The following is a 22,165-nucleotide window of genomic DNA, read 5'->3' on the forward strand; positions in this document are numbered from 1 at the left end:
CCGGGCCCCGCGCGTGTGCCCTGAGCCCGGTGGCTTCCCGAGCTCGCCCGCGGCGAGGGCTCCCCTCCGTCCATACCGGTCGGTATGCTCGGCGGTGAGTCCACGCTTCGTCGTCGCCGCCACCCGGGAGGACCCGTGTCCCGCACCGCACTCCGCATCTGCCCTCTGTGCGAGGCCACCTGCGGCCTGACCCTCACCATCGAGGGGACCTGGGTCACGGGCGCTCGCGGTGACCGCGACGACGTGTTCAGCAAGGGGTTCATCTGCCCCAAGGGCGCGTCCTTCGGTGCCGTCGACAGCGACCCTGACCGTCTGCGCACCCCGCTCGTACGCAAGGACGGCGAGCTGCGCGAGGCCACCTGGGAGGAGGCCTTCGACGTCGTGGCCGCGGGGATCCGCCCGGTCGTCGAGCGGTACGGGCCGAACTCGGTGGGCATCGTGCTCGGCAATCCCAATGTGCACACCATGGCCGGCGCCCTCTACCCGACGGTGCTGATCGCGGGGCTCGGCACCCGCAGCCTCTTCACCGCGTCCACCGTCGACCAGATGCCCAAGCACGTCTCCAGCGGCCTGCTCTACGGCGACGCCAACGCGATCCCCGTACCGGACCTCGACCGCACCGACCACCTGCTGCTGATCGGCGCCAACCCGCTGGAGTCCAACGGGAGCCTGTGCACCGCCCCCGACTTCCCCGGCAAGCTCAAGGCGCTCAAGGCCCGCGGCGGCACCCTCACCGTCATCGACCCGCGCCGCACCCGCACCGCCCGGCTGGCCGACCGGCACCTCGCCGTACGGCCCGGGACCGACGCCCTGCTCCTCGCGGCGATGGCGTACACCCTTTTCGAGGAAGACCTCGTCGACCTCAAGGACCTCGCGCCCGTGGTGGACGGTGTCGCCGAACTCCGCACGGCCCTCGGTGACTTCAGCCCCGAAGCCGTGGCCGACGCGTGCGACGTGGACGCGCCGACCATCCGCACCCTCGCCCGTGACCTCGCCGCCGCCCCCACCGCCGCCGTCTACGGCCGCATCGGCAGCTGCACCGTCCCGCACGGCACGCTCGCCAGCTGGCTCGTCGACGTCCTCAACATCCTCACCGGCAACCTCGACCGCCCCGGCGGAGCCCTGTTCCCGCAGGCGGCCACCGACAGGACACCCCGCCCCGCCGGGCCCGGACACGGCTTCGCGCTCGGCCGCTGGTACTCCCGGGTGAGCCGGCATCCCGAGGCCAAGGGCGAGCTGCCGCTCTCCGCCCTCGCCGAGGAGATCGACACGGCCACCGACGACGGCGAGCCGATCCGCGCCCTCGTCGCCGTCGCCGCCAACCCGGTCCTGTCGGCACCCGACGGCGACCGGCTCGACAAGGCGCTCGGCTCCCTCGACTTCATGGTCAGCGTCGACCCGTACCTGAACGAGACCTCGCGCCACGCCGACGTCGTACTGCCCCCGCCCCCGCCCTCGCAGAGCCCGCACCACGACTTCGCCTTCAACACCCTCGCCGTCCGCAACCAGGTCCGCTACACCCGTCCCGCCGTCCCGCTGGAGCCGGGCCGGATGGCCGAGACGGAGATCCTCGCCCGGCTGGTCCTGGCCGCCACCGGCATGCACGGCGCCGACCCGTCCGCGGTCGACGACCTGGTCATCGGCCAGACCCTCGGCAAGGCGGTGAAGGAGCCGCACTCGCCGGTGCACGGCCGCGACCCGAAGGAGCTCGCCGCACGACTCGACGGCGACACCGGCCCCGAGCGGCGCCTCGACATGATGCTGCGCCTCGGCCCCTACGGCGACGGCTTCGGCGCCCGCCCCGACGGTCTGAGCCTTCAGAAGCTGCTCGCGCATCCGCACGGCATCGACCTCGGACCGCTCACGCCCCGTCTGCCGCAGCCGCTGAAGACGCTCAGCGGCAAGGTCGAGCTGCTGCCCGGGCCCCTCGCCGACGACCTGCCCCGGCTCAGGGCGGCCCTGGGCGAGCGCCCCGACGGACTCGTCCTCGTCGGCCGCCGCCATCTGCGCTCCAACAACAGCTGGATGCACAACGTGCCCGCCCTCACCGGCGGTTCCAACCGCTGCACCCTGCACATCCATCCCGAGGACGCCGAGCGGCTCGGCGTACGGGACGGGGCGGACGTACGGCTCAAGGGTGCCGGGGGAGAGGTGACCGCCCCGGCCGAGGTCACCGACGGGGTGCGTCCCGGGGTGGTGAGCCTGCCGCACGGCTGGGGGCACGACCGTCCCGGCACCCGTCTCGGCCACGCCTCCGCCGACCCCGGCGTCAACGTCAACCAGCTCCTCGACGGCAGCCTGCTCGACCCGCTGTCGGGCAACGCGGTGCTCAACGGTGTGCCCGTCGAGGTCGCGCCGGTCGGCTGAGAAAAGCTCCCCTGCGACCGAAAATGATCAGCCGCTGACCTGAGCAAAGCTCTGACCTGGAGTTTTGCGCTTATTGCTCGCACGTCAACGTCTTGTTAACGCTGCTTGACGAGTCCTAACGTCATCGCACCGCCGGCCCTGGTGGGTCGTTCAAGGGCGAACGTTAGGTATCCACTCATGCTGACCATTCTCGGCTTCGCCATGATCGCGACCTTCCTGGTCCTGATCATGATGAAGAAGATGTCGCCGATCGCGGCGCTCGTGCTCATTCCGGCACTGTTCTGTGTGTTCGTCGGAAAGGGCGCCAAGCTCGGTGACTACGTCATCGAAGGCGTCACCAGCCTCGCCCCCACCGCGGCGATGCTCATGTTCGCGATCGTCTACTTCGGTGTGATGATCGATGTCGGCCTCTTCGACCCGATCGTCCGCGGCATCCTGAAGTTCGCCAAGGCCGACCCGATGCGCATCGTGGTCGGCACGGCGATCCTCGCGTCGATCGTCTCCCTCGACGGCGACGGCTCGACCACCTTCATGATCACGGTCTCGGCGATGTACCCGCTGTACAAGCGCCTGAAGATGAGCCTGGTCGTGATGACCGGTGTCGCCGCCATGGCCAACGGCGTGATGAACACCCTGCCGTGGGGCGGCCCGACCGCCCGCGCCGCCACCGCGCTCAAGCTCGACGCCAGCGACATCTTCGTCCCGATGATCCCGGCTCTGGCCGTCGGCCTCCTGGGCGTCTTCGTCCTCTCCTACGTCCTCGGCATGCGCGAGCGCAAGCGCCTGGGCGTGCTGACGCTGGACGACGTCCTGGTCGAGGAGAAGGCCGGGGAGACGGCCGAGGAGAAGGAGTCCGAGACGGTCCTGGTCGCCGCCGGCTCCGGTGCCGGTGCCTCCGGCGCGCGCAAGGCCGTCGGCGGCTCCGGCTCGGGCACCGACGCCGAGGAGCAGGACGGCGAGGACGAGCGGTTCCAGGCGCTCGACCCGAACCGGCCCACGCTGCGGCCCAAGCTCTACTGGTTCAACGCGCTGCTCACGGTCGCCCTGCTCACCGCCATGATCATGGAGTGGCTGCCGATCCCGGTGCTGTTCCTGCTCGGCGCCGCGCTCGCCCTGACGGTCAACTTCCCGCACATCCCCGACCAGAAGGCCCGCCTGGCCGCCCACGCCGACAACGTCCTCAACGTCTCCGGCATGGTCTTCGCCGCCGCCGTCTTCACCGGCGTCCTCCAGGGCACCGGCATGGTGGACCACATGGCCCGGTGGATGGTGGACGTCATCCCCGAGGGCATGGGCCCGCACATGGCGCTCGTCACCGGTGTGCTGAGCCTCCCGCTCACCTACTTCATGTCCAACGACGGCTTCTACTTCGGCGTCCTGCCGGTCCTCGCCGAGGCCGGCGCGGCGCACGGTGTCTCCCCGCTGGAGATGGCCCGCGCGTCCCTGGTCGGTCAGCCGCTGCACATGTCGAGCCCGCTCGTCCCGGCCGTCTACGTCCTCGTCGGCATGGCCAAGGTCGAGTTCGGCGACCACACCAGGTTCGTGGTGAAGTGGGCGGCGCTCACCTGCCTCGTCATCCTCGCCGCAGGAATGCTCTTCGGAATCATCTGACCCCGACCGACCTTCCGCAAAGGACACGATCATGGTGCCCGGTGGGAACCGCGGCTGGCTGCTCCGCCTCGTCATCGCCTTCAGCTTCGCGCAGGGGGCGGTGTCGATGGCCCGGCCCGCCGTCTCCTACCGGGCGCTCGCGCTGGGCGCCGACGAGCGGGCGATCGGCGTGATCGCGGGTGTGTACGCCCTGCTCCCGCTGTTCGTCGCCGTCCCGCTGGGCCGCCGCACCGACCACGGCCGCTGCGCGCCCCTGCTGCCCGTCGGCGTCGTCCTGATATCCGGCGGCTGCGCGCTCAGCGGCCTCGCCGGGTCCCTCTGGGCGATGGCGCTCTGGAGCGGTGTGATGGGGCTCGGTCACCTCTGCTTCGTCATCGGCGCCCAGTCGCTCGTCGCCCGCCGGTCCGCCCCGCACGAGCAGGACCGCAACTTCGGCCACTTCACCATCGGCGCCTCCCTCGGCCAGCTGATCGGCCCGATCGCGGCGGGCGCGCTGATCGGCGGCCGGGACATGGCGGGCACCAGCGCACTCGCGCTGCTGGTCGCGGGCGCGGGCGGTGCGGTCGCGCTGACGTCGCTGTGGCGCATCGAGAGCCGTACGACCGCCGAGCCCGGGGCGGAACAAGGCGAACGCGTGCCCGTGCGGGGCATATTGAGGGCCCGTGGCGTGCCCGCCGGCATCCTCATCAGTCTCGCCGTGCTGTCCGCGACCGACATCCTCACCGCCTACCTTCCGGTGGTCGGCGAACACCGTGGCATCGCGCCGTCCGTGATCGGCCTGCTGCTCAGCCTGCGCGCGGCGGCCACCATCGCGTGCCGCCTGGTCCTGACGCCCCTGCTGCGGCTGCTCGGCCGCACGCTGCTGCTGACGGTGACCTGTCTGCTGGCTGCCCTGCTGTGCGCGGGCATCGCGGTGCCGGTGCCCGTGTGGGCGCTGGCGCTGATGCTGGCGGTGCTCGGGTTCTGCCTGGGTGTCGGGCAGCCGCTGTCCATGACGACGGTCGTCCAGGCGGCCCCGGAAGGCGCCCGTTCCACAGCGCTCGCCCTGCGGCTGACCGGCAACCGCCTCGGGCAGGTCGCCGCGCCGGCCTCGGCGGGCCTGGTCGCGGGTGTCGCCGGGGTGGCCGCTCCATTTCTGATGCTCGGGGTGGTGCTGCTGCTGTCGGCGGGCGTCGCCGTGCGGACGCCGAAGCGGCCGGACAGGCCCGGAACGGGCGCCCGGGAGCGGCCGAAGCGCTCCGGATTCCGCCGTACGAGCGATCTTTGACGACGCGCCGGGCATCGGTACGGCGAGTCGCTGTGCGCATAGCTGAAAGTCAGGCGAAGGAGCGATTTGTATGAAAATCGTCTGAATCAGAGGAGCGCGCATGCCGACCCTGACACCCTCACGTACGTCCCGCGCCCGCGCGGGCGCCACTGTCGTCCTCGCCGCGCTCGCCGCGGCGGGCACTTCGTGGGTGGCGGCGCCGACCGCGTCGGCCCAGGCGAACGGCGACATCAGGATCCACAGCGAGGGCATGCCCTACGGGACCCCGGACGACGAGTCGGTGGTCTGCCGGTTCTACCTCGACGCCGTCAACTTCGACACCCTCCCCACGATCGAGTACACCATCACCCCGCAGCCTCCGCTGCCCAGTGCGGCCACCGTGACCGGCACCATCCAACTCGCGGGCGGTGCCGGGCACACCGACCTGTTGGGGCTGGCGGACGGCCAGTACATGCTCACCTGGACCGTGGACGTCACCAACACCAAGAGAAAGCTCTTCCGCGTCAAGTGCGGCGACAAGCGCGAGGGACGGCACGGCCCCGAGGGGCGCATCGAGGACCGCGAACACAACGACGAGGGCTGGGGCCGAGGCGACCACGGCCCCAAGGGCGGCGTGCACGCGGGCGGCGGCGGCCTCGTCGACGCCGCGGCCGCGTACGCTCCCGTGACCGCCGCGGCGACCGTGGGCCTGGTGGCCGTCGGCGGCGTCGTGTACGTCCGGAGGAACCGCCGGCAGCGCGATGGTGCCGCGTAGGCGCAGACGCAGGCCCTGGCACCGGACCCGCGCCTACCGCCTCACCAGGACGGCCCTGCTCACGGTCGTCCTGGTGTCGGTGGTGGCCCGGTGCGGGGGAGACGGCGACGTGACCGCACCGGGCGGACGCGACGGTCCTGACACCGTGGCCGCGGGCCGGGCCCACCCCGCCGCCACCCGCCCCACACCGCCGCCCCGCCCGCTGCCGCGCTCCCGGCCGACCTCCCTGCGGATCCCGTCCCTCGGCATCGACGCCCCGATCCTCGGCATCGGGCTCACCGCGTCGCGGGAGCTGGAGACACCGCCGATCGACAGACCGAAGCTGATCGGCTGGTACCGGGGCGGCGCCACGCCCGGAGAGCAGGGCGCCGCCATCGCGGTGGGGCACCGCGACACCCGAACCGGTCCCGCCGTCTTCGCCGGACTCGCCTCGGTGAAGCGCGGCAAGCGGATCGAGGCCCTGCGCGAGGACGGCCGTACCGCCGTCTACACCGTGGACCGGGTGAAGGTCTTCGACAAGGCGAGCTTCCCCGACAAGGAGGTCTACGGCCCGACCCGGCGCCCGGAGCTGCGGGTGATCACGTGCGGCGGACTGTTCGACCGGCGGACCGGCTACACCAGCAACGTGGTGGTCTTCGCCCATCTGACCGCGACGAAGTGACCGATGTCTTCCCCACCCCGGGCACATTCCGTTAACTTCCGTGACTCACAGGCCCCGTACGACCCGCACGGGGCCATCGGACACACGGAGCAGCGGCGCTCCGCACGGCCCCCGGGGGCAGCAGCCATGACACGCGCCATCTCCCTGCACGACGTCAGCAAGTCCTACACACGAGGCACCCGCGTCGTGGACCGCTTCACCCTGGACATCGAGCCCGGCGAGTTCCTCGTCCTGCTCGGGCCCTCCGGCTGCGGCAAGTCCACGGTGCTCAGAATGATCGCCGGCCTGGAGGAGATCGACGAGGGCGACCTGCTGCTGGATGGCGAGTACGCCAACGACCTGCTGCCGGCCGCCCGCCACATGGCGATGGTCTTCCAGAACTTCGCCCTCTACCCCAACATGACCAGTCGCGACAACATCGGCTTCCCGCTGCGCATCGAGTCGCCCGGCGCGAACCCGGCCCCGAGGGTGGACGCCACCGCCCGCATGCTGGGCATCGAGGACCTCCTCGACCGCTTCCCCGCCCAGCTCTCCGGCGGCGAACGCCAACGCGTCGCCATGGGGCGGGCCATCGCCCGCCACCCCACCGCGTTCCTGATGGACGAGCCCCTGTCCAACCTCGACGCCAAGCTCCGAGGCCATCTGCGCGCCGAGATCTCCGGGCTGACCCGGAAGCTGGGCGTCACCACGGTGTACGTCACCCACGACCAGGCCGAGGCGATGTCGCTCGGCGACCGGGTCGCCGTGATGCGCGGCGGCGTCCTGCAGCAGGTCGGCACCCCGCGCTCGGTGTACGCCCTGCCCCGCAACGTCTTCGTCGCCGCCTTCATCGGCACCCCGCGCATCAACCTGCTGCGCGGCGTCGTACGCGCTCCGCTGGACGGCGCGATGACCATCAGCCTCGGCAAGCAGTACCTCCGCCTGCCCGAACCCCTCTCCCACGACCACCAGTTGCTCCGCGTCCAGCAGGGGCGCGAGGTCATCGTGGGGCTGCGCTCCGAGGCCGTGCGCATCGCCAAACCGGCGGCGGCACGTCCGGGGGAGGTGGCGATCACCGGACTCGTCGAGCACGTGGAGTTCCAGGGCCACGAGATCCTCGTCCACTTCGACACCGGTTCCCGGCCCGCCGTCGTACCCGACCTCGAAGCGCCACGCCCCGCCGCCCGTCCCACGAGGCGGCGCCGGCGTGCGGGCGGTGGGGACGGCAGGGTCCTGGACCGGCTCAGGGAGCGAGCAGGCGCCCTGCGCGCCGGCCCGGTGGTGGTCCTCGACCACCCGGCCGACACCCGTGCCGATCCGGCGCCCCCCGAGGGCCGCCTGCCCGGCGACCTCATCGTGCGCACCACCCCCGACATCCAGCTCCGGCACGGCATGCAGGTCCCCCTCCTCGTCGACCTCGCCCACCTGTTCGTCTTCGACCAGCACGGCGACCGCATCTGCCCGGCCCCGGACCGGCTGTTGGACCTGGAGGAGTGAAGTCCGGGCGGGACGGCCAGGTACACCCCATGAATCTGCGTCCGACCCGAACCCGGGCCGTCCTCATCGCCGTCGGCCTCCTGCTGGCCGTAGGAGCACCGACCGCGTACGCCACCCTCGACGACGGCGGCGCATCGACGCCGGCCGCCTCCTCGGCACCGCCCCGCGGGGAGCCGTACGCCGAGACGCGGCTTCTCTTCGGTACCGCGCGGCCCGACGGCGGGCCGGCGGTCACCGACAAGCAGTTCATGGCGTTCGTCGACAAGGAGGTCACACCGGACTTCCCGGACGGGCTGACGGTGCACAGCGGGCGCGGGCAGTGGCGGGACGTGACCGGGACGATCGAGAAGGAGCGGTCGTACGAGCTGATCCTGCTGTATCCGGTGGGCGCGGCCGGGACCAGTGACCGGAAGATCGAGGAGATCCGCCGGGCCTACGAGAAGACCTTCGGGCAGGAGTCGGTGGCAAGGGTGGACGACCGGGTCGCGGTCGACTTCTGACGGGCCGGTGAGGTCGCCGTCGGGGCCTCTGTTCTCATAGGAGCGTCTGGCGCTCAAAAACTATCGCCGCTAGTTTGTGAGTCCACGGCGACAGCCTGACGACGACGCCTGACGACGAGGCGGCCCCGCCCGGGAGGAAGCGCGATGAAGGCACACGACGGCATGTACATCGACGGAGCGTGGCGCCCCGCCGCGGGCCGGGACGTCATCGAGGTGGTGAACCCGGCCGACGAGCAGGTCATCGCCACCGTCCCGGCCGGTACCGCCGCCGACGTCGACACCGCCGTACGGGCCGCCCGCGCCGCCCTCCCCGGCTGGGCCGCCACCCCGCCCGCCGAACGGGCCACGCTCCTCGCGGCCCTGCGGGACGTCCTGGAGGGCCGCAAGGACGAGATCGCCGAGACGGTCACCGCAGAGCTCGGCGCGCCGCTGAAGTTCTCCCAGGCCGTCCACGCCGCGGTGCCGATCGCGGTCGCGGGCTCGTACGCCGAGCTGGCGGCGACGTACGCCTTCGAGGAGAAGGTCGGCAACTCGACCGTGTTCCACGAGCCCATCGGTGTCGTCGGCGCGATCACGCCCTGGAACTACCCGCTCCACCAGATCGTCGCCAAGGCCGCCCCGGCGCTGGCCGCGGGCTGCACGATCGTCCTGAAGCCCGCCGAGGACACCCCGCTCGTCGCCCAGCTCTTCGCCGAGGCGGTGCACGAGGCGGGCGTCCCCGCGGGTGTCTTCAACCTGGTCACCGGGCTCGGCCGGGTCGCCGGCCAGGCACTGGCCGAACACCCGGGCGTCGACCTGGTCTCCTTCACCGGCTCGACCGCGGTCGGCCGGCAGATCGGCGCGGTGGCCGGAGCGGCGATCAAGAAGGTCGCCCTGGAGCTGGGTGGCAAATCCGCGAACGTCATCCTGCCGAGCGCCGACCTCGCCAAGGCGGTCAACGTCGGCGTCGCCAACGTCATGTCCAACTCCGGGCAGACCTGCAGCGCCTGGACACGGATGCTGGTGCACCGGGACCGGTACGACGAGGCCGTGGAGCTGGCCTCGGCCGCCGCCGCCAAGTACGGCGAGCGCATCGGCCCGGTGGTGAGCGCCAAGCAGCAGGAGCGGGTGCTCGGGTACATCAGCAAAGGCGTGGCGGAGGGGGCGCGGCTGGTCGCGGGCGGGCCCGGAGCACCGCGTGAGCAGGGCTACTTCGTCGCGCCGACGGTCCTCGCCGACGTGACCCCCGAGATGACCGTCGCACAGGAGGAGATCTTCGGCCCCGTCCTGACCGTCCTGAGGTACGAGGACGAGGAGGACGCCCTGCGGATCGCCAACGGCACGGTCTACGGCCTCGCGGGCGCCGTCTGGGCGGCGGACGAGGCGGAGGCGGTGGCCTTCGCGCGCCGTATGGACACCGGGCAGGTCGACATCAACGGGGGCCGGTTCAACCCGCTCGCCCCCTTCGGCGGCTACAAGCAGTCGGGCGTGGGCCGCGAACTCGGCGCGCACGGCCTGGCCGAGTACCTCCAGACCAAGTCGCTCCAGTTCTGAGCCAGTTCAAGGGAGTCACCCCGCATGGCCGTCCGTGCCGCCGTCCTGCCCGCCATCGGTGCCCCGCTGGAGGTCACCGAGATCGATCTGCCCGAGCCCGGCCCCGGCCAGGTCCGCGTCCGCCTCGCCGCGGCCGGGGTGTGCCACTCCGACCTGTCGCTGTCCAACGGCACCATGCGCGTCCCGGTGCCCGCCGTCCTGGGGCACGAGGGCGCCGGCACGGTCGTCGCCGTCGGTGAGGGCGTCACCCACCTGTCGCCCGGCGCCGGAGCCGTCCTCAACTGGGCCCCGTCCTGTGGCGGTTGCCATGCCTGCGCGCTCGGCGAGGTCTGGCTGTGCGCCAACGCGCTGAACGGTGCCGCGAACGTCCACGCCCGAACCGTGGACGGCACCGACCTCCACCCCGGCCTGAACGTCGCCGCGTTCGCCGAGGAGACGGTCGTACCGGCCGGCTGCGTCCTGCCGCTCCCGGGCGGCGTCCCGCTCACCGACGCCGCCCTGCTGGGCTGCGCCGTCCTCACCGGCTACGGCGCCGTGCACCACTCGGCACGGGTCAGGGCTGGGGAGACGGTCGCCGTGTTCGGCGTCGGCGGCGTAGGGCTGGCGGCCCTCCAGTCCGCCCGCATCGCGGGCGCGGCGAAGATCGTGGCCGTCGACGTCTCGCCCGAGAAGGAGGAGCTGGCGCGCGCGGCCGGAGCCACCGACTACGTGCTCGCCTCCGAGAACACCGCACGCGAGATCCGGGGCCTGACGGGCAAGCAGGGCGTGGACGTGGCCGTCGAGTGCGTCGGGCGCGCCGCCACCATCCGCGCGGCCTGGGACTCCACCCGCCGTGGCGGCCGCACCACGGTCGTCGGCATCGGCGGCAAGGACCAGCAGGTCACCTTCAACGCCCTGGAGATCTTCCACTGGGGCCGCACCCTCTCCGGATGCGTCTACGGCAACTCCGACCCGGCGCGGGACCTGCCCGTGCTGGCCGAGCACGTCCGGGCGGGCCGCCTGGACCTGGGCGCGCTCGTCACGGAGCGGATCGCCCTGGAGGGCATCCCGGCGGCCTTCGAGAACATGCTGGCCGGCAAGGGCGGCAGGGCGCTGGTGGTGTTCTAGCCCGGCCTTCCGGTCAGCCCTGCCTTCCGGTTCGCCCCGGCCGCCGTGCGCGGCCGGGGCCTTCGGCATGCCCGTGCCCCCCGCCCGTGCCCGCCGTACGGGCAAAACTCCTGCGGCCTGAACCGTTGACGGGCATACCGTCCGGTCAGTACGTTCCGGGGACCCGAGCCACCCCCCGTTCCGTCCCCAGCACCCACCGGAGTGTGCACGCATGGACACGGCACCTTCCGCCCAGCCGCTCGCCCCCACCGCTCCCGCGACCGGCAACCGCCGCCGCGTGGCCACCGCCGCGGCCCTCGCGTCGGCCGTCGAGTGGTACGACTACTTCGTCTTCGGCATAGCCGCCGCCCTGGTCCTCGGTGACCTCTACTTCCCCGCCGGCAGCTCCACGGCGGGCGTGCTCGCCTCCTTCGCCACGTTCGCCGTCGGCTTCCTGGCCCGCCCCCTCGGCGGCATCGTCGCCGGCCAGCTCGGCGACAAGCGCGGCCGCAAGCCGATGCTGGTCCTCGCGCTCACCCTCATGGGCCTCGCCACCACCGGCATCGGCCTGCTCCCGACGTACGAGACGATCGGCGTCGCCGCGCCGATCCTGCTGGTCACCTTCCGTGTGATGCAGGGCATCGCCGTCGGCGCCCAGTGGGGCGGCGCGATGCTGATGGCCACCGAGTACGCCCCCGAGGGCAAGCGCGGTGTCTACGGCAGCTTCGTCCAGCTCGGCGTCCCCATCGGCGTCGTGACCGCCAACACGGTGTTCCTGCTGGCCGGCGCCTTCACGACGGACGCCGCGTTCGCGTCCTGGGGCTGGCGTGTGCCGTTCCTCGTCGGCCTGTTCGTCCTCGTCCTCGCCTGGTACATCCACACCCGCGTCGAGGAGACCCCCGAGTTCCGGGAGGCGGAGAGGAAACTGGCCGAGCAGGAGAAGGCCGAGCAGTCCTCCCCGCTGCGCACGATCCTGCGCGAGCACCTCGGCACAGTGTTCCTCGCCGGCGGCTCCTTCGCCGTGAACACCGCGACCTTCTACATCATCATCACCGGCGTCCTCGACTACACGACCCGCGAGCTCGGCATGCAGAAGAGCGCCGTCCTCACCGTCTCGCTCTGCGTCAGCCTCACCCAGCTCGTGCTGATCCCGGCCGCCGCCGCGCTCTCCGACAAGATCGGGCGGATCCGTGTCTACGCGCTCGGCGCGGTCGGCATCGCCCTGTGGGCCGTACCGCTCTTCCTGCTGATCGACACCGGCTCGCTGCTGTGGCTGGCGGTGGGCACCTTCGTCGCCAGCTGCTTCCTCAGCATCATGTACGGCCCCCAGGCGGCCTTGTTCGCCGAACTGTTCACGCCCGAGATGCGCTACACCGGCGCCTCCCTCGGCTACCAGATCGCGGCGGTGGCCGGTGGCGGCCTCGCCCCGTTCGTCATGGTGCTGCTCCTGGAGGCGACGGGCACCTCCATGGCGGTGTCCGGCTACATCATCGGCCTGTCGGTGATCGCCCTGCTGTCCATCAAGGTCCTGGCGGACCGGGCCCGTTCACGCTGACTCACGGGCCTGCTCGGGTCGTGGCGCCGCCGCCACGACCCGGGCGGAGCGGGCCCGCGACCGCGACACGGCGACCCCCGCCAGGCACAGTGCGCCGCCCGCCAGGGTGAGCGGCCCCGGCACCTCGCCCAGGGCCAGCCACGACATCAGCACGACCAGCGCGGGCACCGCGTAGGTGGTCGCGCCCATACGGCTGGCGGTCGTGCGTGCCAAGGCGTACGCCCAGGTGGTGAAGGCGAGCGCCAGCGAGAAGACGCCCAGGTAGACCATGTTGAGCGTGGCGGACACGGAGGCGTGGGCCACGTCGTCGACCAGTTGCCCGGCGAAGGGCAGGCACAGGACCGCGCCGACCAGGCACCCGTAGGTCGTCACCTGGAGCGCGCTCGCATGGCCGAGCGCCGGCTTCTGCGCCACGACACCGCCCGCGTACCCGACCGCGGCGAGCAGGCACAGCACCACCCCGAGCACCGAGGAACCGCCCCCGCCCGACATCGAAAGCCCCACGGTCACCGCACCGGCGAACGACACCGCCATCCCCGCCAGCAGCCGTGGCGGCATCGGGTCGCCGAGCAGCCGGGCACCCAGCAGCGCGATGAGGACGGGTCCGATGTTCACCACGAGCGCCGCCGTACCCGCGTCCACCTGCTGCTCGCCCCAGTTCAGCGCGACGCTGTAGAAGCCGAACCACAGCAGGCCCGATACGGCGATCCCGGGCCAGGCCGCCCGCGGCGGCAGCCCCGCCCGTCGCACGAGGCAGATGCCGCCCAGCACGACGGCACCGACGAGCAGCCGCCCCAGCGCCAGCGCGCCCGGCGAGTACTCCTCGCCCGCGCTGCGGATCGACACGAACGCCGAGGCCCACAGCACCACGGTCACGACTGCGGCACCGGCGGCGAGCAGTTCGGCGCGGCGGGCGGGGCGGGCAGGGGAGTGGTTCATCATGCTCCAGAGGCTAGGGAGGGGAAGAGGCTGGACGCTCGCGGATTTCCGACCTGGCGCCGCGGCTCAGCGCAACGCCCTCGGATCGACGCCGAGCAGCTCGAACAGCGCGCGCTCGCCGGAGTCCGTCACCTTCACGGCCCGCTCCGAACCGATCCGTACGCACCACCGCGCGTCCAGCGCGTGCCGGCACAGGGCCGCGCCCGCGACGCCCGCGAGATGGGGCCGGCGTTCGGTCCAGTCGAGGCAGGCGCGGGCCAGCGGACGCCGGCCCGTTCGGTCGAGACGGATCCCGGCCGAGTCGAACCAGAGGAGGCCGGAGTCGGTGAGGGCGAACCCGGTGTCCTGCCTCAGCAGCCCGTTCGCGGTGAGCGCGTCGGTGACGGCGATGCCGAGCCGCCCGGCGAGATGGTCGTAGCAGGTGCGGCCGCGGGCCATCGCCGAGCCGGCGCCGGCCTCCCGCAGGCTGCGGGGCCGCGTGGGGTATTGCGGGGCCACCTGGGCGGCCAGGTCCTCCAGCAGCTGGGCGACCCTTGTGTCGGCCAGCCGCACGTACCGGTGGCGCCCCTGCCGCTCCTCGGTCAGCAGCCCACCCCCGACGAGCTTGCCCAGGTGCTCGCTGAGCGTGGACGCGGCGACCCCGGCGTGCCGGGCCAGCTCGCCCGCGGTCCACGCCCGCCCGTCGAGCAGCGCCAGCAGACAGGCCGCCCGCGTCTCGTCGGCGATGAGCCCGGCCAGCCGGGCCAGCTGCGCTGCCTGGGGATTCCTGGTGGTCATACGACCCAGCATGCGGTACGGACGCTTCGGCGCGGGCCGAAGTGTCCTCAGTCGGCCTGCCCGGTCTGCCCGTACTGCTCGTACTGCCGTGACAGCCCGTCCAGCAGCGCCGCCAGACCCGTCTCGAAGGCCCGCTCGTCGATCTTCTCCTGCTGCTCGGCGAGCAGGTGGGCCTGTCCGAGGTGGGGGTAGTCGGCGGGGTCGTACGCGCTCGCGTCGTCCACGAACCCCCCGGCGAACGAGCCGAGCGCCGAGCCCATGATGAAGTACCGCATCAGCGCTCCGATGGACGTGGCCTGGGCCGGTGGCCAGCCCGCGGCCACCATCGCGCCGTAGACGGCGTCGGCGAGCCGGAGCGCGGCCGGGCGGCGGCCGGGGCCGCGGGCCAGCACCGGGACGATGTTGGGGTGGTCGCGCAGGGCGGCCCGGTAGGAGACGGCCCAGTCGTGCAGAGCGGTCCGCCAGTCCCGGCCGTCCTCGAACATCGACAGGTCGACCTGGGCGCTGACCGAGTCGGCGACCGCCTCCAGGATCTCGTCCTTCGTGCGGAAGTGGTTGTACAACGACGGCCCGCTCACGCCCAGTTCGGCGGCGAGCCGGCGGGTGGAGACGGCCGCGAGGCCCTCCCCGTCCACGAGTTCGCGCGCGGTCTCGACGATCCGGTCGTAGCTCAGGAGGGGCTTGCGCGGTCGGGCCATGGCCCACATAGTAGGGCTGCCCAACATAAACTAGCAGTGCTAATTTAAACGTACCGTTTTCAAGGTACGGCTTTCGGTGTCCACCGACTGTGGGGTGACTCGGTATGAATCTGGGGCTCAGCGAGGAGCAGACCGCCGTCCGGCAACTGGCCAGGGACTTCGTGGACCGCGAGATCGCGCCCCACGCCGTCGCCTGGGACCGCGCCGAGGAGGTGGACCCCGCGATCGTCAAGAAGCTCGGCGAGGTCGGCTTCCTGGGCCTGACGATCGACGAGGAGTACGGCGGCTCGGGCGGCGACCACCTCGCGTACTGCCTGGTCACGGAGGAGCTGGGCCGGGGCGACTCCTCGGTGCGCGGCATCGTGTCGGTCTCCCTGGGGCTGGTCGCCAAGACGATCGCGGCCTGGGGGAGCGAGGAGCACAGGCGCCGCTGGCTGCCGGGACTCACCGCGGGCGAGCTGGTCGGCTGCTTCGGCCTCACCGAGCCGGGCACCGGCTCCGACGCGGGCAACCTCGCCACCCGGGCGGTCCGGGACGGCGGTGACTACGTCATCAACGGCACCAAGATGTTCATCACGAACGGCACCTGGGCCGACGTCGTCCTGCTCTTCGCCCGCTCCACCGATGCGCCCGGCCACAAGGGCGTCTCCGCCTTCCTGGTCCCCACCGACGCCCCCGGCCTGACCCGCCGCACCGTCCACGGCAAGCTGGGCCTGCGCGGCCAGGCCACCGCCGAGCTGGTGCTGGAGGACGTACGGGTGCCCGCGACGGCCATGCTGGGGGAGGAGGGCAAGGGCTTCTCGGTGGCCATGTCGGCCCTGGCCAAGGGCCGGATGTCGGTCGCCGCGGGCTGCGTCGGGATAGCGCAGGCCGCCCTCGACGCGGCCGTCCGGTACGCCGGGGAGCGCGAGCAGTTCGGGAGGTCCATCGCCCATCACCAGCTGGTCCAGGAGCTGATCAGCGACATCGCCGTCGACGTGGACGCGGCCCGGCTGCTGACCTGGCGGGTCGCCGACCTGATCGACCGCGGGCTGCCCTTCGCCGTCGAGTCCTCCAAGGCCAAGCTCTTCGCCTCGGAGGCCGCCGTCCGCGCCGCGAACAACGCCCTGCAGGTCTTCGGCGGTTACGGCTACATCGACGAGTACCCGGCGGGCAAACTGCTGCGGGACGCCCGCGTGATGACCCTCTACGAGGGCACCAGCCAGATCCAGAAGCTGGTCATCGGGCGGGCGCTGACGGGTGTCTCGGCGTTCTGAGTACCAGGATGAGTACGTCGGCGGATGTGACCGGCGCCCGCCGCCCCGACCCTGTTCCCATGAGTGACACACCGGTCAAGCAGCAGAGCACGGCGGCCTTCTACGGTCAGGCGGTCGCCTCCTTCGCGGTCGCCATGGCCGCCACGGGCGTCGGCATCTACCAGCTGAACGCCGACGCCTGGGTGCGCGGGTTCCTCGCGATCGCCGTCCTGTACCTGGTGACCTCGGCGTTCACCCTCGCCAAGGTCATCCGGGACCGGCAGGAGGCCGGGCAGATCGTGAGCCGGGTCGACCAGGCACGGCTGGAGAAGCTGCTCGCCGAGCACGATCCGTTCGAGAAGATCTGACGCCCGGGGGGAGGATCACGGCGCCCGTGCGGACGCGACGCCTCCATCGGCCTGCTAAGCGATCGCTCAGTATCGGCGGTATGGTGGTGCCTCTGTCTGTGAGAGGGGCGAGTGAGCGATGAGTACGGCGGAGGAGACGGCCGGCGGCGAGACGTCGGCGTGGGGTGAGGTCACGCCCGACGCGGCCCGGCGACTGCTGATCGCCGCCGTGGAGGCCTTCGCCGAGCGCGGCTACCACGCCACCACGACCCGCGACATCGCGGGCCGCGCGGGGATGAGCCCGGCCGCGCTCTACATCCACTACAAGACCAAGGAAGAGCTGCTTCACCGCATCAGCCGGATCGGCCACGAGAAGGCCCTGGAGATCCTCCAGACGGCGGCCCGGCGCGAGGGCAGTGCGGCCGAGCGGCTCGCCGACGCCGTGAGCTCCTTCGTCCGCTGGCACGCCGGGGGGCGCACCACCGCGCGCGTGGTGCAGTACGAGCTGGACTCGCTCGGCCCGGACGCCCGCGCCGAGATCCTCGAACTGCGGCGGCAGGTCGACGCCGAGGTGCGCGGGATCATCGACGACGGCGTCGCGGCCGGCGAGTTCGACGTGCTGGACGTGAAGGGCACGACCCTGGCCGTCCTCTCGCTCTGCATCGACGTGGCCCGCTGGTTCAACGTCGACGGCCCCTGGACCCCCGACGAGGTCGGCGCACTCTATGCCGACCTCGTGCTGCGGATGGTGGGAGCGAAGTAGCGCGGTCGGCTCTTCGCGGGTTACAGGTAGTACCGCGAGACGGACTCGGCGACACACACGGGCTTGTCCCCGCCCTCGCGTTCCACGGTGAAGGCGACGGCGACCTGGATGCCGCCCGCCACGTCCTCGACCCCGGTGATCGTGGCGGTGGCGCGCAGGCGCGACCCGACCGGCACCGGGGCGGGGAAACGCACCTTGTTCGTCCCGTAGTTGACGCCCATCCTCATGCCGTCGACCTGGATGAGCTGCGGCCCGAAGAGCGGGAGCAGCGACAGCGTCAGGTACCCGTGCGCGATGGTGGTCCCGAAGGGCCCGGCGGCGGCCTTCTCGGGGTCGACGTGGATCCACTGGTGATCACCCGTGGCCTCCGCGAACAGATCGATCCGCTTCTGGTCGACCTCCAGCCAGTCGGTGTACCCCAGCTGCTCGCCCACCGCCGACCTCAGGTCGTCGGCGGAGGTGAAGATCCTCGGCTCTGCCATGTCCAGGCCTCTCGCGTCGCGTTTTCCGGATAGCCATGTCTAAGCAACTGCTTAGCATGCTAGCGCGTGGAGCCCCTGTCAACGGATCGGGGCCGTGACGCGGTAGGTAAGTTTGGGTCGTGCCCCAGATCCCCGAGAAGATCCACGAGCTCACGGTCGGACAGCTGTCCGCCCGCAGCGGCGCCGCCGTCTCCGCCCTGCACTTCTACGAGTCCAAGGGCCTGATCAGCAGCCGCCGCACCGCCGGCAACCAGCGCCGCTACACCCGTGACACCCTCCGCCGGGTCGCCTTCGTCCGGGCCGCCCAACGCGTCGGCATCCCCCTGGCCACGATCCGCGAGGCCCTCGCCGAACTCCCCGAGGAACGCACCCCCACCCATGAGGACTGGGCTCGCCTGTCGGAGACATGGCGCTCGGAACTCGACGAACGCATCAACCAGTTGAACCGCCTCCGCGACCACCTGACCGACTGCATCGGCTGCGGCTGCCTCTCGCTCGACACCTGCGTCCTGTCCAACCCGGACGACGTCTTCGGTGAGCGGTTGACGGGGTCGCGGCTGATGGTGGAGCAGAGGGGGAGGTCGTAGGGGCCGGGCGCCCATGACTTCGGGCCCGGGACCCGGCGGCCGCGGGTCGAGGGCGGCCGGCCGAGCGGGCCCCGCCTCCCGGCGAGCAGTCGTGCCGCCGGTGCGTCAGCGGTGGGTGCCGGCGGGCGCCCGGGCCTTGCCTCGGCCACTCCACCGTGCACCCACCGGCCGACGGCCCCGAGTCACTCGTACTCGGTCCCGCCCTTCCGCGTCAGATACGCCGGACTGACCGCCTTCGCGATCGCCCTGCCGCCGGTCACCGCGCTGTACCGCTCGACAGCCGGCCGTATCACCACGCCCTCCCGCAGGTGCAGTTCCCGCCCCGAGACCGTCTCCCGCCCCGTGGCGACCTCCAGTACCCGCTCGATGTCGTACGGCCCCTCGAACAGCCGTGGCACCAAGGGAAGTTCGCCCTCCAGTACCTCGGCAGGGTCCAGCCATCGCACCCGACCGTCGATCTCCGCGGACACGTCGAACGCGGCGTACCCCAAGGTCTCCCGCCGGCCATCGGCCCCGTACGTCAGGTCCTGCACCCCCGCGCCGTACACCTCGCCGAAAACGCCCACCCGCCGAGCCCCGAGCCGCTCGGCCAGCCTGGCCGCGGCCTCGGCGACACCGTGCCCCCGCACCGCACGCCAGTACAGGTTGCGCGGGTCCTCCCGCAGTGCCAGCGACTTCGAGCCGAAACCCTTGGAGGACACGTACACCCGGTCCTCGTCGGCGGCATACGTCAGCAGGCACGCCGACCCGTGCAGTTTCTCGGTCAGCACCACCGGCTCGCCCGGGGCGAAGATGTCCGGATACCGCTGGATGTTCTCGATGTCCACCCAGGGCAGCAGATCCGGCGCCGACTCCACGTCACCGGACATCGTGGGCGGGATCGGCGGCACCCACTTGGTGATCCCCAGCACCTCCGCGAAGTCCGTCCCCTCCGCCGCCGCCAGGGCCAGGTCGACGTCGCCCAGCGCCTTGGGCCGGCACACGATCCCCTGCGACAGCTCGCCGCGCAGCCGCACCGCCTTGACCCGGTCGGCGCCGCTCCCCGCCAGCCGCCCGGTCAGCCCCAGCTCCTCGATCAGCCCGGCGGGCAGCACGGACTGCTCGGGGATGTACACGGCCGCGTCACCGGTGCGGTAGGCACCCTTGGCGACGACGGCCCGGTACAGGCCCACCTGTGCCAGCTCCAGCGCGTCGGCGTTCGGATGCTCGTGGACGGTCAGGATTTCGGCGGTGACGCGCAGCGTCGACATCTGGGACTCCTCGGTCTGACTCAGGTGTGTTTCATCGCCCCCAACTGTCCGGAAAGGAAAGGGCTGGATCGAACGGATTAGCGGCTGCTATCGTCGCGATCTTCGGCCGGCGGCCATCACTCCTGCCGCGCTCGGAGTCCTGACGGGACGCACTCCCATGCCCTCACCCGCCCTTGCCGCCGCCCTCGCGGACATCGACACAGTCTTCAACGGGTTCGCCAGCCCTACGGAGACCGGCTGCGAGCGCTGCTTCGACCCGGAGGAGACGGCGTATCTGCGCACGCCGTACACGCGCGTGCCCGCCGACCTGGTCCGCAGGTTCGTCTACAAGGTCCCCGGTCACTTCGAGGACCACGCCGCCGTGATGCGGCGCCTGCTGCCGCAGACGGCTCGGGCGATGGCGGACGGCAGCATGGATGTGGCGTGGTGGGGGCACGGGCTGACCCGCGTGGACTGGCGCTCCTGGCCGACGGATCAGTCCGAGGCCGTCCAGGCGTTCCTGGCGGCCTGGTGGCAGGACGCCCTCGCGACCCCCGAGCCGCCGCATCCGATCACGGATGTGTTCGACTGCTGCACCGCGATCGCCGGGACCGTGACCCCTTTCCTCGCCGACTGGATCCGGCATCCCGTCGCCGACGCTCATCTCGTGACCTGCGCACGCCGGTGGCGCACCGATCTCCTCGCCGACGACCTGCCGCTCATGTGCTGGTCGGGCGGGGACCAGGAGGCGGCCGTCGTGGAGCTTCAGTCCTGGTTCGCCCGCAGTGCCTCCACTCGCCTGCGAGCCCTGGGCGAGCCCGGCCTCGCGACCGAGGCAGAGCTCCTCGCCCTGCCCTACGACGAACGCTGGACCCATCCGTACTGGTTCAGAGCCTGAGCCACCAACTGGGCGTTCGACGCGGCCCGTTGTCCGTCCGGCAGGACCAGCGTGTCCTCCAGGCCGATGCGTGTCGCCAGCCCCAGCCGTCCCGCCAGCCGCAGCACCGGCCAGGCGCCCCCGTCCTCCCCGTGCAGCAGCACCGGCCGGCCGAAGGCCGGACCCAGGTCGGCGAGCAGCGCACTCGCGGTCTCCTCGGCCCTCTCGGCGGAGGTGTCCATCACCTCCGCCAGCACCCGCAGCACCCTCGGCCCCAGCCGTGAGGCGGCGAACCGGGCCGCACCGTCGGTGCCGGACCAGATGCCCGCCTCGACGCCCACGCCGCGCTCCAGCAGCGCCGCCGCCACTTCTTCGGCGCCCGGCTCGTGCCAGTTGACGGAGGCGTGGTCGGGCAGCACCGTCCAGCTGCGGATCCGCTCCACCCGCGCGGCCGCGTCCGGCTCGGCCCACGCACCCGTGGTCACCCCGACCGGCACCGTCACCCGGGCCCGGATCGCCTCGATCACCGGCGTGAGCACGCGCGGCGACAGGCTGTCCCGTCCGCAAGGGGTCTTGGGATGGACATGGAGGTCCGTGCCCCCGGCCGCGACGGCCTCGGCCGCGGAATCGGCCAGCGCCTCCGGCGTGAGCGGCACCACGGCACCGTCGCCCGCTGTGCGGGGCCCGTTCAGACACACCTGCATCATGGCTCGATCATGCCCGCCGTCACCGACAGCGGCGCACGGGAGGGGAGGCGACCGCCGACGAAAAGGGGGTGCGGCATCCCCGGCGCACCCCCGTCGTACTAGGCGGACACGAGCAGTCGCCGTCCGCGCCGGGCCGCCGCCAGCGCTTCGGACGTGAGCACCGGACGCGGCACCACGATGCCGCAGTCCGTGCAGACCGGGCCCGACGACGGTTCATGGGCCAGGTCGTACCTCCAGGTCAGCCGATCCCCGTCGCACACCGGGCATTGCGCACCCGGTTCGCGCTCCAGCGCGGAGATCAGCCGGCGCAGCACCTCGGCCAGCGGTTCATGCGGGTGGACCCGGGGGTCGTCGCACCACGCGACCCCGAAACCGCCCCATGTCAGCCGGTGCCAGTCGTCCACACTGCCCGGCCTGCGCAGTCCGTCGTGCTTCTCCTTCTTGCGTCGCTCGGCGAACTCGACCTCGTAGGCCAGCCAGACCGAACGCGCCTCCTCCAGTTCCTCCAGCGCCGCCACGAGCCGCGCTGGATCGGGGGAGCGGTCCTCCGGACCGAATCCCGCCCGGGAGCACAAGTGGTCCCACGTCGCCCTGTGCCCGTAAGGGGCGAACCGCTCAAGGCACTTACGCAGCGAGTAGCGCCGCAGTGCCAGATCGCACCGCGGGTCGCGCACCTGTCTCGCCAGACTCCGAAAACCGGCCATCGCCCTGCAC

22 protein-coding genes are annotated in these 22,165 nt (G+C 72.0%); 15 read left to right on the plus strand and 7 right to left on the minus strand.

The window, feature by feature from the left end:
• The first annotated feature begins 135 nt into the window (after nucleotides 1–135).
• The 10 genes from ACWCPI_RS32385 to ACWCPI_RS32430 all read left to right on the plus strand — a co-directional run bounded on the left by ACWCPI_RS32385 (nucleotide 136) and on the right by ACWCPI_RS32430 (nucleotide 12,810).
• Entirely contained in the window at nucleotides 136–2,367 is a 2,232-nt protein-coding gene (locus tag ACWCPI_RS32385; RefSeq protein ID WP_451041512.1) for a molybdopterin oxidoreductase family protein, read from the plus strand.
• Between the two features lie 141 nt (nucleotides 2,368–2,508).
• Complete coding sequence (locus ACWCPI_RS32390; protein WP_451041513.1) at nucleotides 2,509–3,978, plus strand: CitMHS family transporter; 1,470 nt, start codon at nucleotides 2,509–2,511, stop codon at nucleotides 3,976–3,978.
• A gap of 31 nt (nucleotides 3,979–4,009) precedes the next feature.
• Nucleotides 4,010–5,245, plus strand: a complete 1,236-nt coding sequence (locus ACWCPI_RS32395; RefSeq protein ID WP_451041514.1) for an MFS transporter — start codon at nucleotides 4,010–4,012, stop codon at nucleotides 5,243–5,245.
• 100 nt (nucleotides 5,246–5,345) lie between these two features.
• On the plus strand, nucleotides 5,346–5,999 hold the full coding sequence (locus tag ACWCPI_RS32400) for a hypothetical protein (RefSeq protein ID WP_451041515.1): 654 nt from the start codon (nucleotides 5,346–5,348) through the stop codon (nucleotides 5,997–5,999).
• Nucleotides 5,986–6,660, plus strand: a complete 675-nt coding sequence (locus ACWCPI_RS32405) for a class F sortase (RefSeq protein ID WP_451041516.1) — start codon at nucleotides 5,986–5,988, stop codon at nucleotides 6,658–6,660. The genes ACWCPI_RS32400 and ACWCPI_RS32405 overlap by 14 nt, the downstream gene beginning before the upstream one ends.
• A gap of 126 nt (nucleotides 6,661–6,786) precedes the next feature.
• Entirely contained in the window at nucleotides 6,787–8,136 is a 1,350-nt protein-coding gene (locus ACWCPI_RS32410; RefSeq protein WP_451041517.1) for an ABC transporter ATP-binding protein, read from the plus strand.
• A 29-nt stretch (nucleotides 8,137–8,165) separates the two neighbouring features.
• On the plus strand, nucleotides 8,166–8,636 hold the full coding sequence (locus tag ACWCPI_RS32415; RefSeq protein ID WP_451041518.1) for a DUF3574 domain-containing protein: 471 nt from the start codon (nucleotides 8,166–8,168) through the stop codon (nucleotides 8,634–8,636).
• A gap of 144 nt (nucleotides 8,637–8,780) precedes the next feature.
• Entirely contained in the window at nucleotides 8,781–10,169 is a 1,389-nt protein-coding gene (locus ACWCPI_RS32420) for an aldehyde dehydrogenase family protein (RefSeq protein ID WP_451041519.1), read from the plus strand.
• 24 nt (nucleotides 10,170–10,193) lie between these two features.
• Complete coding sequence (locus ACWCPI_RS32425; RefSeq protein WP_451041520.1) at nucleotides 10,194–11,276, plus strand: Zn-dependent alcohol dehydrogenase; 1,083 nt, start codon at nucleotides 10,194–10,196, stop codon at nucleotides 11,274–11,276.
• 211 nt (nucleotides 11,277–11,487) lie between these two features.
• Nucleotides 11,488–12,810 carry an MFS transporter gene (locus ACWCPI_RS32430; RefSeq protein WP_451041521.1) on the plus strand — a complete coding sequence of 441 codons (1,323 nt, stop codon included), beginning with the start codon at nucleotides 11,488–11,490 and terminating at the stop codon, nucleotides 12,808–12,810.
• Here the strand turns inward: ACWCPI_RS32430 and ACWCPI_RS32435 are convergent.
• The 3 genes from ACWCPI_RS32435 to ACWCPI_RS32445 form a co-directional block, all read right to left on the minus strand.
• Nucleotides 12,802–13,752 (minus strand): DMT family transporter, encoded by a 951-nt coding sequence (locus ACWCPI_RS32435; RefSeq protein ID WP_451041522.1) that lies wholly within the window; start codon nucleotides 13,750–13,752, stop codon nucleotides 12,802–12,804. The genes ACWCPI_RS32430 and ACWCPI_RS32435 overlap by 9 nt on opposite strands.
• 63 nt (nucleotides 13,753–13,815) lie before the next feature.
• The gene (locus tag ACWCPI_RS32440) at nucleotides 13,816–14,538 is read right to left on the minus strand and encodes an ArsR/SmtB family transcription factor (RefSeq protein WP_451041523.1); all 723 of its coding nucleotides are present in this window, start codon (nucleotides 14,536–14,538) and stop codon (nucleotides 13,816–13,818) included.
• Between the two features lie 35 nt (nucleotides 14,539–14,573).
• On the minus strand, nucleotides 14,574–15,224 hold the full coding sequence (locus tag ACWCPI_RS32445) for a TetR/AcrR family transcriptional regulator (protein WP_451041524.1): 651 nt from the start codon (nucleotides 15,222–15,224) through the stop codon (nucleotides 14,574–14,576).
• Between the two features lie 104 nt (nucleotides 15,225–15,328).
• On the opposite strand from ACWCPI_RS32445, the gene ACWCPI_RS32450 reads away from it, so the two are divergent.
• The 3 genes from ACWCPI_RS32450 (at nucleotide 15,329) to ACWCPI_RS32460 (ending at nucleotide 17,569) form a co-directional block, all read left to right on the plus strand.
• Complete coding sequence (locus tag ACWCPI_RS32450; protein WP_451041525.1) at nucleotides 15,329–16,480, plus strand: acyl-CoA dehydrogenase family protein; 1,152 nt, start codon at nucleotides 15,329–15,331, stop codon at nucleotides 16,478–16,480.
• A 59-nt stretch (nucleotides 16,481–16,539) separates the two neighbouring features.
• A complete protein-coding gene (locus tag ACWCPI_RS32455) occupies nucleotides 16,540–16,827 on the plus strand; it encodes a YiaA/YiaB family inner membrane protein (RefSeq protein WP_062701451.1) in 288 nt (95 codons plus the stop codon).
• 118 nt (nucleotides 16,828–16,945) lie between these two features.
• Nucleotides 16,946–17,569 carry a TetR/AcrR family transcriptional regulator gene (locus ACWCPI_RS32460; protein ID WP_388806726.1) on the plus strand — a complete coding sequence of 208 codons (624 nt, stop codon included), beginning with the start codon at nucleotides 16,946–16,948 and terminating at the stop codon, nucleotides 17,567–17,569.
• Between the two features lie 20 nt (nucleotides 17,570–17,589).
• Here the strand turns inward: ACWCPI_RS32460 and ACWCPI_RS32465 are convergent, their stop codons facing one another.
• Nucleotides 17,590–18,051, minus strand: coding sequence for a MaoC family dehydratase (locus tag ACWCPI_RS32465; protein WP_451041526.1), 462 nt, complete (start codon nucleotides 18,049–18,051; stop codon nucleotides 17,590–17,592).
• A gap of 119 nt (nucleotides 18,052–18,170) precedes the next feature.
• On the opposite strand from ACWCPI_RS32465, the gene soxR reads away from it, so the two are divergent.
• Nucleotides 18,171–18,638 (plus strand): redox-sensitive transcriptional activator SoxR, encoded by a 468-nt coding sequence (gene soxR / locus ACWCPI_RS32470; RefSeq protein ID WP_388806729.1) that lies wholly within the window; start codon nucleotides 18,171–18,173, stop codon nucleotides 18,636–18,638.
• Between the two features lie 182 nt (nucleotides 18,639–18,820).
• Here the strand turns inward: soxR and ACWCPI_RS32475 are convergent, their stop codons facing one another.
• Nucleotides 18,821–19,888, minus strand: a complete 1,068-nt coding sequence (locus tag ACWCPI_RS32475; protein WP_451041527.1) for an RNA ligase (ATP) — start codon at nucleotides 19,886–19,888, stop codon at nucleotides 18,821–18,823.
• 157 nt (nucleotides 19,889–20,045) lie between these two features.
• Here ACWCPI_RS32475 and ACWCPI_RS32480 point away from each other — a divergent pair, with 157 nt between their 5' ends.
• On the plus strand, nucleotides 20,046–20,765 hold the full coding sequence (locus tag ACWCPI_RS32480) for a hypothetical protein (protein ID WP_451041528.1): 720 nt from the start codon (nucleotides 20,046–20,048) through the stop codon (nucleotides 20,763–20,765).
• Here the strand turns inward: ACWCPI_RS32480 and ACWCPI_RS32485 are convergent.
• Both ACWCPI_RS32485 and ACWCPI_RS32490 read right to left on the minus strand, forming a co-directional pair.
• Entirely contained in the window at nucleotides 20,723–21,451 is a 729-nt protein-coding gene (locus tag ACWCPI_RS32485; protein WP_451041529.1) for a 3-keto-5-aminohexanoate cleavage protein, read from the minus strand. The genes ACWCPI_RS32480 and ACWCPI_RS32485 overlap by 43 nt on opposite strands.
• Nucleotides 21,452–21,549: 98 nt before the next feature.
• On the minus strand, nucleotides 21,550–22,155 hold the full coding sequence (locus ACWCPI_RS32490) for a hypothetical protein (RefSeq protein WP_451041530.1): 606 nt from the start codon (nucleotides 22,153–22,155) through the stop codon (nucleotides 21,550–21,552).
• Nucleotides 22,156–22,165: the final 10 nt, after the last annotated feature.

The sequence above is a fragment of the Streptomyces sp. NPDC001920 genome, assembly GCF_053594495.1.

Coding starts and splice junctions, on each gene's coding strand:
- ACWCPI_RS32480 (WP_451041528.1), top strand. CDS start 20,046: ATGCCCTCACCCGCCCTTGCCGCCGCCCTCGCGGACATCGACACAGTC.
- ACWCPI_RS32485 (WP_451041529.1), bottom strand. CDS start 21,451: ATGATGCAGGTGTGTCTGAACGGGCCCCGCACAGCGGGCGACGGTGCC.
- ACWCPI_RS32410 (WP_451041517.1), top strand. CDS start 6,787: ATGACACGCGCCATCTCCCTGCACGACGTCAGCAAGTCCTACACACGA.
- ACWCPI_RS32420 (WP_451041519.1), top strand. CDS start 8,781: ATGAAGGCACACGACGGCATGTACATCGACGGAGCGTGGCGCCCCGCC.
- ACWCPI_RS32455 (WP_062701451.1), top strand. CDS start 16,540: ATGAGTGACACACCGGTCAAGCAGCAGAGCACGGCGGCCTTCTACGGT.
- ACWCPI_RS32490 (WP_451041530.1), bottom strand. CDS start 22,155: ATGGCCGGTTTTCGGAGTCTGGCGAGACAGGTGCGCGACCCGCGGTGC.
- ACWCPI_RS32405 (WP_451041516.1), top strand. CDS start 5,986: ATGGTGCCGCGTAGGCGCAGACGCAGGCCCTGGCACCGGACCCGCGCC.
- ACWCPI_RS32435 (WP_451041522.1), bottom strand. CDS start 13,752: ATGATGAACCACTCCCCTGCCCGCCCCGCCCGCCGCGCCGAACTGCTC.
- ACWCPI_RS32460 (WP_388806726.1), top strand. CDS start 16,946: ATGAGTACGGCGGAGGAGACGGCCGGCGGCGAGACGTCGGCGTGGGGT.
- ACWCPI_RS32445 (WP_451041524.1), bottom strand. CDS start 15,224: ATGGCCCGACCGCGCAAGCCCCTCCTGAGCTACGACCGGATCGTCGAG.
- ACWCPI_RS32440 (WP_451041523.1), bottom strand. CDS start 14,538: ATGCTGGGTCGTATGACCACCAGGAATCCCCAGGCAGCGCAGCTGGCC.
- ACWCPI_RS32425 (WP_451041520.1), top strand. CDS start 10,194: ATGGCCGTCCGTGCCGCCGTCCTGCCCGCCATCGGTGCCCCGCTGGAG.
- ACWCPI_RS32400 (WP_451041515.1), top strand. CDS start 5,346: ATGCCGACCCTGACACCCTCACGTACGTCCCGCGCCCGCGCGGGCGCC.
- ACWCPI_RS32450 (WP_451041525.1), top strand. CDS start 15,329: ATGAATCTGGGGCTCAGCGAGGAGCAGACCGCCGTCCGGCAACTGGCC.
- ACWCPI_RS32430 (WP_451041521.1), top strand. CDS start 11,488: ATGGACACGGCACCTTCCGCCCAGCCGCTCGCCCCCACCGCTCCCGCG.
- ACWCPI_RS32415 (WP_451041518.1), top strand. CDS start 8,166: ATGAATCTGCGTCCGACCCGAACCCGGGCCGTCCTCATCGCCGTCGGC.
- ACWCPI_RS32395 (WP_451041514.1), top strand. CDS start 4,010: ATGGTGCCCGGTGGGAACCGCGGCTGGCTGCTCCGCCTCGTCATCGCC.
- ACWCPI_RS32475 (WP_451041527.1), bottom strand. CDS start 19,888: ATGTCGACGCTGCGCGTCACCGCCGAAATCCTGACCGTCCACGAGCAT.
- ACWCPI_RS32465 (WP_451041526.1), bottom strand. CDS start 18,051: ATGGCAGAGCCGAGGATCTTCACCTCCGCCGACGACCTGAGGTCGGCG.